Here is a 13143-nt window from a genome sequence, read left to right on the forward strand (position 1 = left end):
CGATCAGCAGGAGATTGATCATGACGAAAACCACAGCCCTCGTGACGGGTGCCTCCTCGGGCATCGGGGCCGTCTATGCCGACAGGCTGGCCGCGCGCGGCCACGACCTGATCCTTGTCGCCCGCAATGAAGCGCGGCTGAAAGCCCAGGCCGAAAAACTCTCTGCCGCGCATGGCGTGCAGGTCCGCATCCATCTGGCCGACCTGACCGAGCCCGCCGACCTGCGCGGGGTCGAGGCCCTTCTGGCAGAGGACGCCAGCATCGGCATCCTCGTCAACAACGCGGGCTTTGGCGGCGCGGGCACGATGGCGCAGTCGAAGGTCGACGAGATGGAGAAGATGATCGCCGTCAACGTCACCGCCGTGATGCGCCTGTCCTACGCCGCAGCCCCGGCCTTTGCTGCGCGCGGCAAGGGGACGATCATCAACATCGCCTCCATCGTCGCGGTGGCGCCTGAAATCCTGAACGGCGTCTATGGCGGAACGAAATCCTTCGTGCTGGCTTTCAGCCGGTCCCTGAAGAAAGAGCTGGAGGGCTCCGGCGTCACCGTGCAGGTCGTCTTGCCCGGCGCCACCGCGACCGAGTTCTGGGACATCGCCGGCATGCCGCATTCCAACCTGCCCGAGGCCTGGGTGATGACGCCCGCCACCCTGGTCGATGCCGCCCTGGCCGACCTGGACGCGGGCCATTTCGCCTCGATCCCCTCCTTGCAGGACGAGGCGCAATGGCAGGCCTGGGAGGCCGCGCGCGAGGCGATGATGGGCGGGCTTTCCTCCCGCGAAGCCGCGCCGCGCTATCGCAAGGCCAAGGCCGCGTAAGGCATGAAAAGACCGGGGCCACGCTTTGTGGCCCCGGTTGCTTTCGTGCAAAAGCCGGTGACTAGAGCGCGTCGTAGGCGTCCAGCGCCCGGGTCGAATAGACCAGCGCCGCCCCGGCGTTGAGGCTGACGGCCACGCCCAGGGCCTCGGCAATCTCTTCCTTGCTGGCGCCGTTCTTCACGGCGGCCTGGGTGTGAACGGTGATGCAGCCATCACAGCGCAGGGTGACGGCGCAGGCCAGGGCGATCAGCTCGCGGGTCTTGGCATCCAGATGCCCGGTCTTCTCGCCCGCGCCGCCCAGCGCCACATAGCCGCGCAGGGTGTCGGGGCTGAGCTTGCCAAGGCCCCCCACGCCTGCCATGATCTGGCTCCGGTAAGTGTTCCAATCCATCATCGACATAGCCGTCACTCCTTGGGTTGCGGGTAGATGAGGGCGATCAGGGCAAAGGCGATCAAGGCGCCCGCCCCTTCCGCCAGAAGGAAACCGGGCACCACGCCCGGCGAAAGGCCGAAGGGGCTGGCCGCCATCAGCGCGCCCAGCACCACGGCCGGGTTGGCGAAAGAGGTGGTCGGAAAGGCCAGGATCGCGGCGATCAGCCAGGCGCCGACGGCAAAGGGCGCGATGTCGCCACGCTGGCCACGGCCGCAGCCAAAGACCACGATCATCAGGCCAAGGCTCGCCAGCAACTCGCTTTCAAAGCCGCTCCAGGCCGGGGCGGGCGGGGCGGCGACACCGCCCCCCCAAAGCTGCGCCCCCAGAAGCCCGCCGAGCATCCCGCCGAGGATTTGCGCCACCACATAAGCCAGGGTGCAGGTCAGCGTCCGCTCCCGCCCGAGCCATTGCAGGAGGGTGATCAGAGGGTTGAAATGCCCGCCCGAGACCTTGCCCAAAGCCACGATCAGCCCGACCAAGGCGCCCGCGATGATCACCGCCATCATGGGCAGCACCAGCCCCGGCAGGGGCGCAAAGGCCCGCGCCGCGGCCATGCCGCCCGAACTGGCGGCGAGGACCAGAAGACAGGTCCCCAAAGCCTCGGCCCCGGCGCGGCGCGGCAGGGCAAGGCCGGGGTCATCCTCGTGAAAGCAGGTCCAGGCCACGTCAGCGGTCCTGACAGGGGTCGGCAAAGCGGGCCTCGACCTCGGCCATCTTCTCGGCGAGTTCGGAGGGGGTGAAGAAGCCCTTGGTGAAGCCGATATTGGCGAAGGCCACGATCCAGCGTTCGTAATAGGGCAGCTTGCCGATCAGGGCTTCCCCAAGCGCCTCGACCCCTTTGCGCTTTTCCTCGGTGTTGATCAGCTTGGTGAAATCCAGCACATCGGCCAGCGCATGGCAGCGCTTTTCCCAGGGCTCCAGCACATGTTCCTCGCGCAGGACCGAGCCTGCCGCGAAACCGCCAATGTCATTGGGCAGGCGGCTGACGAAATCGGCGGTGCTCATGCGGCTTCCTTCCGGGTCAGGGTCACGGGGATGACGCCGATCATCGCGTCGCGGGTGACGAGGGTGGCGAGGTCGGCCTCGCTCCAGCCGTCGGTGCCTTCGGGGCGCATCGGCAGGACGAGGTAGCGGATCACGGCGGTGGAATCGCTGACGCGGACCTCGACCTCTTCCGGAATCACGGTGCCGAATTCGGCCAGAACCTTGCGCGGTTCGATGACAGCGCGGGCGCGGAAGGGTTTGAGCTTGTACCAGTCCGGCGGCAGGCCCAGCACCGGCCGCGGGTAGCAGGAGCAGAGCGTGCAGACGATCAGGTTATGCACCTGGGGCGTATTTTCCAGCACGATCAACTGGGTATCGTCGTAGAAGGTGATCCCCATCTCTTCACAGCCCTTGCGGCCATCGGCCAGAAGCCGGGCCTTGAAGGCGGGATCGCTCCAGGCATGGGCCACCACGGCGGCACCGAGCGCGGGGCTGCGGGAATCCAGCACCTCGATCTGGTGGCGGATGTCGTTGGCGGCGAAATAGCCCTTGGCGATCATCAACTCGCGGACGGCGGTTTCCATGATGTCGTAATAGCCCGGCATCCCATCTTGGGTGATCGGGGCGTGGGGGTGGTCGTGATCGTCGTCGTGTCCGTCATGCGGCATGATGGGCCTCCAGCCAGGTTTCGATGACTTCGATGCGCAATTCGTCCCGGGGCGCGCCGCCGTATTCGGGCCAGAGCGCCGTCATCGGGATCGAGATGCGGTAGTAATGCTTCCGGCTTCCGGCATTGCGGCCATAGGCCTCTTCCTCGTTGTCGATCAGCATCGCGGCGATGACCTGTTCGACCCGCGCCACCTTGCCGCGCAGATAGAAGGGCACGCGGTAATGGCCGATCGGCGCACGGGTGCCGACGCGCACCATGTCGCCCACGGCAAAGGCCGGGGTCTCGCCCAGGGCGGGCACCACGGCGCGCATGATCGCGTCGGGTGCTGCCGCCTCCGGCCTCTTGGTTCCTGTGTCACCCATCTGGTCCTGCCTCCGATCCTGTTCGGGACCATGATGGCGGATGGGGCGGGGAGGCTCCATCGCACGAAGGGGAGTGTGCCCCATACCCAAGTCTGCCCCGCCCTGCGCCCCCCGCCCTACCCCGGTATGGCCGAAAGCCCGCCCGCGTATGATTCCCTCAAGGGCGTGCGCGCCTTATCCAGAAGGGCGTGCTGCCGCAGGTCCCGACCGCTCCGCCCTTCAGGACCAAGCCCGCGGCAGACGATGCGAGACACCCACAAGCAACAGCCAAGGGGTTGAAATGACAGACGACACCGAACGTTTCCCCACCCGGCGCGACACGCTCTTCTGGGCGGCTGGCCTTGGTCTTGCGGCCTTTGCGCCGCCGGTCTTCGCCTCACCCACCACGCCGGGAAAAACCCATAGGAAAGGAACCGACATGCTGAACTATATCGAGGCCGCCGAGGGCGTTCACATCTTCTACAAGGACTGGGGTCCGCGCGATGCGACGCCTTTGGTCTTCCACCACGGCTGGCCGCTGACGGCGGACGAGTGGGATGCGCAGATGTTCTACTTCCTCGACAAGGGCTACCGCGTCATCGGCTTTGACCGGCGCGGCCATGGCCGCTCGTCCCAGACCGACCACGGCAATGAGATGGACACCTATGCCGCCGATGTCGCAGCCCTGACCCATGCGCTGGACCTGAAGGGCGCCGTCCATATCGGCCATTCGACCGGCGGCGGCGAGGTGGTGCATTACGCCGCCCGCGCCAAGCCGGGCCGGGTGTCGAAGCTGGTGCTGATCGGGGCGATCCCGCCGGTAATGGTCAAGAAGGACAGCAACCCCGAGGGCACGCCCATCGAGGTCTTCGACGGCTTCCGCACCGCCCTGTCCCACGACCGCTCGCAATTCTACCTCGACGTGGCCTCCGGGCCCTTCTACGGCTTCAACCGGCCCGGCGCCAAGGTCAGCCAGGGCCTGATCCAGAGCTGGTGGCGCCAGGGCATGGTCGGCAGCGCCAAGGCGCATTACGACTGCATCAAGGTCTTCTCGGAAACCGACTTCACCGAGGACCTGAAGAAGATCCCCTATCCGACGCTGGTGATGCATGGCACCGATGATCAGGTCGTCCCCTACAAGGACGCGGGCGTGCTGACCGCCAAGATCATGAAGAACGCCACGCTGAAGCTGTTCGAGGGCTATCCGCACGGCATGGCCTCGACCTTCCCCGATGTCATCAACGCCGAGATCCTGGGCTTCCTCAAGACCACGTGAGGCCCGGCGCTTCAGGCCCGAAGGTGCGATCCGCCCGGTGCGTCCCCGCCGGGCGGGTCTGGCCTGAAGCGGCTTCTGGTGGCGGATGCTCCCGCCGCCACCAGAAGCTCTTTTCTTTCCGACGTGAAAGACCCCGCCAATCCGTGTGATTGGCGGGTTTCTTGCCGGGTCGGAGGCCGCTTAGAACCCATGCAGCCTTTGCGCCCATTGCAGGGCGATCATCATGCCCTTGATCCGCGGCAGGATCAGCAGTGAGGCCAGGATCACGAAGACCGAGGCGCAGAGCGCAAGGGTCAGGGGCGCCGGATGCCAGGTCTCGAAGCCAACAGTGACGAAGACGCCCGCCAGATGCCCGACGATGAGGATGGTCAGATAGGCCGGGCCATCATCGGCGCGCTGGTGGAACAGCTTCAACCCGCAAGAGGGGCAGAGGCGGTTGACCTTGAGGTAACCGCAGAAGAGATGCCCCTGCCCGCAGCGCGGGCAGCGCAGCCTGAACCCCTTGCGCAGGGCTGGCTTCAGGGCACGCTCGGGCAGCAGGTCGGCGCTCTCTGCCTCCTCGGACGGGCGCAGATCCTTCATGGCCGCACCCGCCGGTTCAACCACAGGGCCACAACCTCCACCGCGGCGGCGAGAAGCCCGATCGCCCAGATCAGCTGCGCCGACAGGACCAAAGCGCCAAGCCCGCTGCCAAGGGAAAAGCCCAGATACATCGTCGAGGTGTTGAGCGCGAGCGAGACCGGGGCCTGGGCCGGATCTACCGCCACCAGCCGCGACATCTGGGCGGGAAAGAAGCTCCAGACCGTGAAGCCCCAAAGTGCGATTGCTGCCAGCACCGTGTAGAAGGCGAAGGAATGGCTGATCCCGGTGCTGACCGCCAGCGTCAGGAAGGACAGGGCCAGAAAGGCCAGCGACCAGCGCACCACGGGGTCGGCGCCGATCCGGTCGTTCAGGGCGCCGCCGCTGATCACGCCGATGGCGGCAAAGGCGCCCCAGATCGAGATGCTGGCGCCGATCTCGGCCGGGGTGAAGCCCAGCACGGCTTGCAGGTAGATCGCGATATAGGGATAGGCGGTATAGGCCCCGACCGACCAGAAGAAGGTGACCCAAAGCAGGCGGCGGGTCCTCGCGTTGCGCAGGACCGCGAACCTTTGCGCCAGGCCCGCGACCGCGCCGGTCCGCCCGGACCTGCGCGGAATGCCGGTGACGATGCCGAGCATCGCCAGCGCCGACATCACCGCCACGCCCAGAAAGGTCGCGCGCCAGCCGAAGGCATGGCCGATCAGCGCGCCCAGAGGCAGACCGAGCGCGATGGCGATGGTCATGCCGCCGCTGACGATGGCCAGCGCCCTGCCCCGCCGCGCCGGGCTGACCAGGGTGCCGGCCAGCGCATTGGCCCCCGGCGTGTAAAGCCCTGCCGCCATCGCCATCAGGACCCGCGCCAGCATCAGCGTGGCAAAGCTGGGCGACCAGGCGGCCAGCAGATTGCCGGCAAAGAAGAGGCCGATGGCCAGCAAGAGCACATCGCGCCGGTTCAGCCGCGCCGTGGCCACCGTGGTCAGCGGCGAGGTCAGCGACAGCACCAGCGTGAAGACCACGACCAGCGTCGCGATCTGCGGCACCGGCAGGGCGAAGTCGCGCGCCATGTCTGGCAGAAGCGGCGCGATCATGAAGCCCTCGGCCCCGATGGCAAAGGTCCCGAGCGCCAGAAACCCCGCCGGGATCAGCGAATCCTGACCTGCGCCCAATGCCTTGGACAGGCGTGAAACCGTCATCGGAACGTCCTTTCTCACAAAGCTGGCCTCAGGCGAGGAAGCGGTTCACTTCTGCGGTAAAGTCATCGAGGTACTGGAACAGGAAGCCGTGGCCGGACTTGGGGTAGATCACCAGCTTCGCATTCGGCGCCTCCTGCGACAGGATCCAGGAGCGGTGCGTGGGGATCATCACATCAGCATTGCCATTGGCCACCAGCATCGGCAGGGCCAATTCCCCCAGACGCGGCCTGACCCCCGGCCAGCGCGCAATCGCCTGCATCTGGGCCATGAACCCCTCGGTCGTGGTCGGCGGCCCCTTGGGCTCCACCGCCGCGATCCGGTCGATCGAGGCCTGTCCGAGGGTGCGGCCGATGCCATCCACGGCATAGAAGAGGAAGAGGAAATCCCCCGCGTCATTGGTGCCGCGCGCCATCTTGGCCGGGACCCGCGGGTCCATCTGCGGCCCCTCGGGATCAGGCCCGAAGCTGGAGCCTGCGATGATCAGCCGGCGCACGAGGTCGGGGGCGGCCAGCGTCGCCTCCAGCGCCACGGTCCCGCCGAGGGACCAGCCCAGAAGGTCGAACTGGCGCAGCCCCAGCGCGCGGGCGAAGGCCAGGGCGACCTCTGCCATCTCGGGGATGGTTGCGGGCACCTTGCCCCCGGTCCTGCCGATCCCGAGGTTGTCGAACCGGATCACGCTGCGCCCCTCGGCGAGGCGGGCGATGAAGGCGGGGTCCCAGTCATCCATCGTGCCGCGAAAGCGCTGGGTCAGAAGCAGGGGCACGCCCGGCCCCGCTCCGTCGATCCGGCAGGCGATCGGGCCAAGGGGCGTCGGGACGAGGTGGATTTCCTGGCGCGGCAAGTCGGTGAGCATGGCGGGTTCCCAAGACTGGCGGCAGGCTGGCTGCCGGATTGGTTTGCAGGCCGGGCCAGGTGACTGGCGCCGTCCGATCCCTGCAGGATAGGAAGAAGCGGCCGCGGGCGAAGGTTCTACATGGGTAACCCCGGAGGATACCGGAGTATGGGACGGCACCCGCCTCCCCGCCGCGCAACCGACCCCATACCGCAGTCTTGTTGGCGCCAAGCCCGCCCATCGCCTATGCTTTCCGCCAAGGCTTCAGCATGGGAATCGGGCCGTGACACAGGGAACTTACGGCACGGGAACCTACGGCAGGGCATCCGCCCGCCGGCACGCGGGGGCGCTGATCGTCCCCGATGCGCGCCGGTGCGGAAGGGTTGCGTGATCGCGCTGGAACATTCGGAGCTCTTCCATGTCTCGCCGCTGCCGATCCTCTGCGAGGATTGGTCCCAGGTCCGCCTGCGGGTGATGGAGGTTCTGGCCTCGGGCGTCACCGATTTCGACGCCTTCCTGCGCGAGAACCCCGATTTCGCCTATGAGGTGCGCAAGGTGCATCGGGTGGTGGATTCCAACCCCGCCACCCAGAAGGCCTTCGGCGTGGCCAGCCACGCGGATCTGATGGCGCTGGTGCCCAAGCTTCTGCCCGCCAATCCCGCCAGCAACAACCAGGTCCTGCGCGCCATCGCCCGGGGCGAAACCGACTGTCGGGGCGAGCGCATCCTGACCGGGCAGAACGGCAAGCGCATCCCGATCCTGTGGCGCACAAGACTGCCTAAGACGCAGGAAGGCTTTGAAAAGCTTTACTTCTTCGCCATCGACATCAGCGAACAAAAGCAGGTGGAACAGGACCTTGCCGAGGCGCGGGCCGCCCTGCACCATGCCGGGCGCATCTCGATCGTGGGGGAGCTTGCGGCCTCGCTCGCGCATGAGATGACCCAGCCGCTCAGCGCGATCATCACCGATGTCCATACCGCCTCGAACTTTCTGGCGCGGCCCGAACCGGATGTGACGCGCACCCAGGCCCTGGTCCAGCGCATCGGCAAAAGGGCGAGGCATGCGGTCGACACCGTGCGCAACATCAAGAAGTTCAGCCAAAGCAAGACCGCCGCCCTGACGCCCAGCGACATCTTCGGGCTGATCAAGGAATCAGTGGCCCTCGTCGAACACAGCGCGATCCGCGCCGGGGTCGCGATCGAGATGCAGATCGGCCCCGACCTGCCCCGCGTGCTTTGCGATCCGGTCCGCATCCAGCAGGTCTTCGTCAACATCATCCTCAACGCGATCCAGGCCATCGAGAGCAGCGGCCAGGACCAAAGGGTGATCCGCCTGACCAGCGCGGTTCAAGCCGGGCCCTGGGTCATCTTCACCATCGAGAACTCGGGTCCGATCATCCCGCCCGACACGCTGGATGCGATCTTCACGCCCTTCTTCACCACCAAACCCGAGGGCGTGGGCCTTGGCCTTGCGATCAGCAAGCGGATTGCAGAGGATCACCAGGGCCATCTCTGGGCGGAAAACACCCCCCATGGCGCGCAGTTCCATCTGCGGCTGCCGATCCTCTGACCGGGCCAGCACCATACGAGGCGCTCAGGGGGCGCTGGCGATGGCCTTGGCGATGGCCGACAAAAGCTCCACCGGGTCGAAGGGCTTTTCGATCAGCCGAAACACGCGCAGGCGGTCGGCCTGACGGCGGATCGCCTCGGTCGCGAAGGCCGAGATCAGGATGACCGGGATCGGAACGGCCAGCGCCACCAACTGCCCGGTCATTTCCAGACCGCTCATCCGGGGCATCTGGATGTCGCTGACGATGCAATCGCAATGCAGATGCAGCGGGTCGGTCAGAAAGGCATCGGCGCTGTCGAAGACCTCGACCTCATAGCCCGAACTCATCAGGAGGTCCCGAAGCGAGGTCCTGACCCCTTCATCGTCGTCGACCACGGAAACCAGACGCTTGCACTGCACGGGGCACTTGTCCTGAATGACGACGGAACCTCCGTCAAGTTACATAAGAAACCTGCCTGAAAGGCAAGCATACCCGGGTATCCTTGCCGCCTTCGGCCTCGGCCCACCCCGCGCCACAACCTGAAGCAGAGCGCGGGCGAAATCAGGCCCTACCCGGGTAGGGTTCGCGGATTTTCGGCAAGGCCCTATACTGAAACCCCCGAGATCCGGAGACAGCATGGCCAATTCCTTCCCCCCGCACCCGCGCGAAAAGCAGATCTTCCCGCGCCTGGATGCCGCGATGATCGCCCGCATCCTGCCCTTCGGCACGGTCGAGACGCCCGAGGCGGGCGCGCTGCTCTTTGCCCGTGGCGACACCGCCGCCGATTTCTTCGTGGTCCTCGATGGCGAGGTGCAGCTGCTGGATGACGAGGACCCCGAGGCGCCCTCTGCCCTGCGCAGCTATGGCCCGGGCGAGTTCACCGGCGAGCTTCACCTCTTCAGCGAACGGTCGCTGCTGGTCTCGGGCCGGGCCGGGGCTGCGACGCGGGTCCTGCGGGTCAGGCGGCAGGACTTCCGCCAGATGGCCGCGACCCAGGCCGATCTGAACGAGCTTTTGATGCGCGCCTTCATCCTGCGCCGGATCGAGCTTTTGGCGCTGGGGCTGGGAGGCTGCGCGCTGATCGGGCCGGCGGCGGAGGCCAGGGTGCATCTGATCCGCACCTTCCTGACCCGCAATGCCCATCCTTTCAAGCTTTTCGACCCCGAAGAGGCGAGTGGCCGCGAATTCGTGCAGGCCCTGCATCTTACGGAAGCCGATCTGCCCGCCCTCGTGCTGACCAATGGCGAAGTGCTGCGCAACCCTGAGACGACGCAGATCGCCGATGCGCTTGGCCTGTCGGGCGAAGGGCTGGGCGATCAGGTCTTCGATCTGGTCGTGGTCGGGGCCGGTCCCTCGGGCCTGTCGGCGGCGGTCTATGGCGCCTCCGAGGGTCTGCGGACCCTCGTCGTGGAGCGCGACGCGCCGGGCGGGCAGGCCGGAACCTCAAGCCGGATCGAGAATTACATGGGCTTTCCGACCGGGATTTCCGGTCAGGCCCTGGCCAACCGCGCCCTGATCCAGGCGCAGAAGTTCGGCGCGCAATTCGCCATCTCGCGCGGGACGGTGGATTTCGACTGCTCCGGCCTGCCCTATGGGCTGCAGCTGGACGGGGCGGCCAAGGTGCGGGCCAAGGCGGTCGTCATCGCCACCGGCGCCCGCTATCGCCGCCTCTCGCTGCCCGATTACAGCCGGTTCGAGGGCGCGGGGATCTTCTACGCCGCCACCTCCGCCGAGGCGCAGCTTTGCAAGGAGGCGACCGTCGTCATAGTCGGCGGTGGCAATTCGGCGGGGCAAGCGGCGGTCTTCCTGTCGCAGTCCTGCCGCCATGTCCACATGCTGGTCAGGGCCGAGGGTCTGGCCGCCAGCATGTCGGACTATCTTGTGCAGCGCATCATGAACTCGGCCCATATCACCCTGCATTCCCGCAGCGAAATCATTGATTTGCGCGGCGAAGCTCATCTGGAACATGTGGTGTGGAAGAGCCTGGTCACCGGCGAGGTGACCGAGATGCCGGCTCAAGGGTTGTTCGTGATGATCGGGGCCGATCCGAACACCGAATGGCTGAAGGGATGCGTGCCGCTGGATGACAAGGGCTTCATCCGCACCGGCGAGGGTCAGGCCGCCTCGCCCTTCGCCACCCAGCTTCCCGGGGTCTTTGCGGTGGGCGATGTGCGCTCCGGCTCGGTCAAGCGGGTTGCCTCGGGCGTTGGCGAAGGTTCGGTGGTGATCGCCGCCGTCCACCGCTATCTGGCCGACCTGCAGGAGGAAGCCTTGCGCGCCGCCTCAGGCGCCCCACTGCCCCGGCGCGCTGGCTGTTAGGCCGCGAGGTTCGGGCTTTGCAGCTTGTCCACCTGCCAGGCGTCGATCTCGGCCTCGGGCAGGCCGAGCGCCTCGAGCACGGCGCGGGCCACCTGGGCCTGCGCCCCGGCCTCGCCCTCGACGATGGCCACCAGCCCCAGCGCGGTGAGTTCCGCCGCTTCCAGATGGTCGGGCACCACGGCGAGGGTCTGCAGCGCCTCGAACCGGCCACGCGCCAAGGGGGCGAGTTGAGCTACGGCCTCCATGTTAGGCTCGGTCAGAAGCAGGACCTTGCGCCCCTCCATCGCCAATGAGGCCCAGATGCGCGGGTCGCGCAGATCGCCGAAATAGACCTTGTAGCCATCGGCCAAGGCCTCGCGAAAGCGGGTGAGGTTCTCGTCGATCGCGGCATAGGCGATGCCCAGATCCATCAGCGCATCGGCCACGGCGCGGCCATTGCGGTTCATGCCGAAGATCAGGACCGGCCCCTCGAGCATCAGCGGCACCAGCTCGGCCTCGGCGCGCTTGGTGCGCAGGGCGCGCAGGCGGCCGGCGATCTTGCGGCCCATGTCGGCCACATTGGGCGTGGCGGCCAGCGTCACCGTCACCGCCGCGATCAGGACCGAGGCAACCTCGACCCCCACGACATGGCGCACCGCCGGCAGGTTGAAGATGACCAGCGCAAACTCCGACCCCTGCGACAGAAGGAAGGCGATCTGCAGCGAGCCGGGCACCGACCAGCGGAACAAGAGGCTCGCCCCGGCATTGGTGGCGATCTTGACCAGGGTCAGCACCACCGCGACGACGAGGACAAAGGGCCAGAGCCGCGCCAGCGTCGGCACATCCAGCGACAGGCCGACCGAGAAGAAGAAGAAGCCCAGCAGCAGGCCGCGAAACGGCTTGACCTCGGACTGGATGATCGGGCGATAGGGCGTGTCGGCCAGCATCGCCCCGCCGAGGAAGGCCCCCAGCGTCACCGACAGCCCGATCGAGCCTGTGGCCCAGCCCGCGCTCAAGGCCACCAGAATGGCGATGGCGGTGAAGACCTCTTCGTTCTGCGAGCGGAAGATCAGATGCAGCACCGGCTTGACCACATAGGCCGCGAGCAGCATCGAGATCCCGAAAGCCGCCCCCGCCTTGGCCAGCGCCAGAAGGACCGAGGGGAGGAGGGCCGCCCCCGTCTCGAGCGAGCCTGCGACGATCAGGATGAAGATGGCGACGATGTCCTGAAAGATCAGGATCGAGGTGGCGGTCAGACCGACCGGGCAGCCCTGCTGGTGGCGCGCCGCGATCAACTGCGCCACCACGGCGGTCGAGGACAGGGCCAGCGTCGCCCCGACCAGAACCGCAGGGCCCAGCGCCACCCCGGCCAGCATCGCCACGGCCGCCAGCGCCAGCGTGCCGCCGACCACCTGCGCCATGCCGAAGCCGAGGATATCCTTGGCATGCGACCGGATCTGCCCGAAGGAAAAATGCAGCCCGATGTCGAAAAGCAGGAACAGCACCCCAAGCTCGGCCAGGATCTGGATCGTCGCCTCCGACGGGCCGACGCTGATCCCCAGCACGCGGTAGACAAGGCCCAGCGCGAGGTAGCCGACGATCGGGCTGAGCCGCAGCAGGCGCGAGGCGATGGCCGCCAGAATGCCGAAAGCCAACAGGAAGTTGACCGGCAAGAGCGCATCCAGAAGGTGCTGGGTATCATCCATGCCGGTCATCCTGTCTTGTGTCGAGATGGCCTGTCAAGCAAGGCCGCGTGAGCCGGGCTCAAGACCCAGAGGCGCTGGCAAGATAGGCCAGGACATCGGCGATATCCGCCTCGGATTTCAGCCCGGCGAAGGTCATCTTCGACCCCGGCCGCGCCGTCTTGGGGTTGGCGAGGAAGGCGCCGAGGCTGGTCGCATCCCAGACCTCGCCCGTCGGCTGCAGCGCCTTGGAGTATTTGAAGCCCGGCACCGAGCCGATCTGCCGCCCCATCACGTTGTTCAGCTCGGGGCCGATGCCGTTCTTGGCACCCTCGCCGACCTGATGGCAGCTTTTGCATTTCTTGAAGACAGTGGCGCCAGCCGTGGCGTCGCCGGCGTCCTGGGCCAGGACCGGGGAGGCGGCCAGAAGCCCTGCGAGGGCAAAGGCCCAGCGCAGCGGGGAAATATGGGTCATCGAAAGCTCC

The 13143-nt window shown here is 66.9% G+C and carries 15 protein-coding genes; 4 read left to right on the forward strand and 11 right to left on the reverse strand.

Annotated elements, in window-relative coordinates:
* Positions 1-20: 20 nt before the first annotated feature.
* Positions 21-818, forward strand: a complete 798-nt coding sequence (locus AC1DZT_RS04160) for an SDR family NAD(P)-dependent oxidoreductase (RefSeq protein ID WP_478005337.1) — start codon at positions 21-23, stop codon at positions 816-818.
* Between the two features lie 61 nt (positions 819-879).
* Here the strand turns inward: AC1DZT_RS04160 and AC1DZT_RS04165 are convergent, their stop codons facing one another.
* From AC1DZT_RS04165 to AC1DZT_RS04185, 5 genes are read right to left on the reverse strand one after another with little or no spacing between them, the layout of a single operon-like run.
* Positions 880-1218, reverse strand: coding sequence for a carboxymuconolactone decarboxylase family protein (locus tag AC1DZT_RS04165; RefSeq protein WP_478005338.1), 339 nt, complete (start codon positions 1216-1218; stop codon positions 880-882).
* Positions 1219-1223: 5 nt separating this feature from the next.
* The gene (locus tag AC1DZT_RS04170) at positions 1224-1916 is read right to left on the reverse strand and encodes an aquaporin (RefSeq protein WP_478005339.1); all 693 of its coding nucleotides are present in this window, start codon (positions 1914-1916) and stop codon (positions 1224-1226) included.
* Position 1917: 1 nt separating this feature from the next.
* Positions 1918-2256, reverse strand: a complete 339-nt coding sequence (locus AC1DZT_RS04175) for a hypothetical protein (RefSeq protein ID WP_478005340.1) — start codon at positions 2254-2256, stop codon at positions 1918-1920.
* Positions 2253-2903 carry a nitrile hydratase subunit alpha gene (locus AC1DZT_RS04180; RefSeq protein ID WP_478005341.1) on the reverse strand — a complete coding sequence of 217 codons (651 nt, stop codon included), beginning with the start codon at positions 2901-2903 and terminating at the stop codon, positions 2253-2255. Before AC1DZT_RS04180 ends, AC1DZT_RS04175 begins: the two co-directional genes overlap by 4 nt.
* Entirely contained in the window at positions 2893-3267 is a 375-nt protein-coding gene (locus tag AC1DZT_RS04185; protein WP_478005342.1) for an SH3-like domain-containing protein, read from the reverse strand. The genes AC1DZT_RS04180 and AC1DZT_RS04185 overlap by 11 nt, the downstream gene beginning before the upstream one ends.
* A 280-nt stretch (positions 3268-3547) precedes the next feature.
* Between AC1DZT_RS04185 and AC1DZT_RS04190 the strand changes: the two genes are divergently transcribed.
* Positions 3548-4522 (forward strand): alpha/beta fold hydrolase, encoded by a 975-nt coding sequence (locus tag AC1DZT_RS04190; protein ID WP_478005343.1) that lies wholly within the window; start codon positions 3548-3550, stop codon positions 4520-4522.
* Positions 4523-4702: 180 nt separating this feature from the next.
* Here the strand turns inward: AC1DZT_RS04190 and AC1DZT_RS04195 are convergent, their stop codons facing one another.
* Genes AC1DZT_RS04195 through AC1DZT_RS04205 form a run of 3 tightly spaced genes read right to left on the reverse strand, consistent with a single transcriptional unit; the run spans position 4703 to position 7150 of the window.
* The gene (locus tag AC1DZT_RS04195) at positions 4703-5104 is read right to left on the reverse strand and encodes a DUF983 domain-containing protein (RefSeq protein WP_478005344.1); all 402 of its coding nucleotides are present in this window, start codon (positions 5102-5104) and stop codon (positions 4703-4705) included.
* Positions 5101-6297, reverse strand: a complete 1197-nt coding sequence (locus AC1DZT_RS04200; protein ID WP_478005345.1) for an MFS transporter — start codon at positions 6295-6297, stop codon at positions 5101-5103. Before AC1DZT_RS04200 ends, AC1DZT_RS04195 begins: the two co-directional genes overlap by 4 nt.
* A 28-nt stretch (positions 6298-6325) precedes the next feature.
* Complete coding sequence (locus tag AC1DZT_RS04205; protein WP_478005346.1) at positions 6326-7150, reverse strand: alpha/beta fold hydrolase; 825 nt, start codon at positions 7148-7150, stop codon at positions 6326-6328.
* Between the two features lie 366 nt (positions 7151-7516).
* On the opposite strand from AC1DZT_RS04205, the gene AC1DZT_RS04210 reads away from it, so the two are divergent.
* Positions 7517-8698 carry a PAS domain-containing sensor histidine kinase gene (locus AC1DZT_RS04210; RefSeq protein WP_478005347.1) on the forward strand — a complete coding sequence of 394 codons (1182 nt, stop codon included), beginning with the start codon at positions 7517-7519 and terminating at the stop codon, positions 8696-8698.
* Between the two features lie 24 nt (positions 8699-8722).
* Here AC1DZT_RS04210 and AC1DZT_RS04215 read toward each other — a convergent pair whose 3' ends face one another.
* The gene (locus tag AC1DZT_RS04215; protein ID WP_478005348.1) at positions 8723-9097 is read right to left on the reverse strand and encodes a response regulator transcription factor; all 375 of its coding nucleotides are present in this window, start codon (positions 9095-9097) and stop codon (positions 8723-8725) included.
* Positions 9098-9314: 217 nt separating this feature from the next.
* Here AC1DZT_RS04215 and AC1DZT_RS04220 point away from each other — a divergent pair, with 217 nt between their 5' ends.
* Positions 9315-10997: an FAD-dependent oxidoreductase gene (locus tag AC1DZT_RS04220; RefSeq protein WP_478005349.1), complete on the forward strand. Its 1683-nt coding sequence runs from the start codon at positions 9315-9317 to the stop codon at positions 10995-10997.
* Here AC1DZT_RS04220 and AC1DZT_RS04225 read toward each other — a convergent pair.
* Together AC1DZT_RS04225 and AC1DZT_RS04230 are read right to left on the reverse strand one after the other, a co-directional pair.
* Positions 10994-12682, reverse strand: a complete 1689-nt coding sequence (locus AC1DZT_RS04225) for a cation:proton antiporter domain-containing protein (protein WP_478005350.1) — start codon at positions 12680-12682, stop codon at positions 10994-10996. The two genes, AC1DZT_RS04220 and AC1DZT_RS04225, sit on opposite strands and share 4 nt — an antisense overlap.
* A 58-nt stretch (positions 12683-12740) precedes the next feature.
* Positions 12741-13133: a c-type cytochrome gene (locus AC1DZT_RS04230; RefSeq protein ID WP_478005351.1), complete on the reverse strand. Its 393-nt coding sequence runs from the start codon at positions 13131-13133 to the stop codon at positions 12741-12743.
* Between the last annotated feature and the right edge of the window lie 10 nt (positions 13134-13143).

Source organism: Rhodobacter sp. P1_C2, assembly GCF_056406375.1.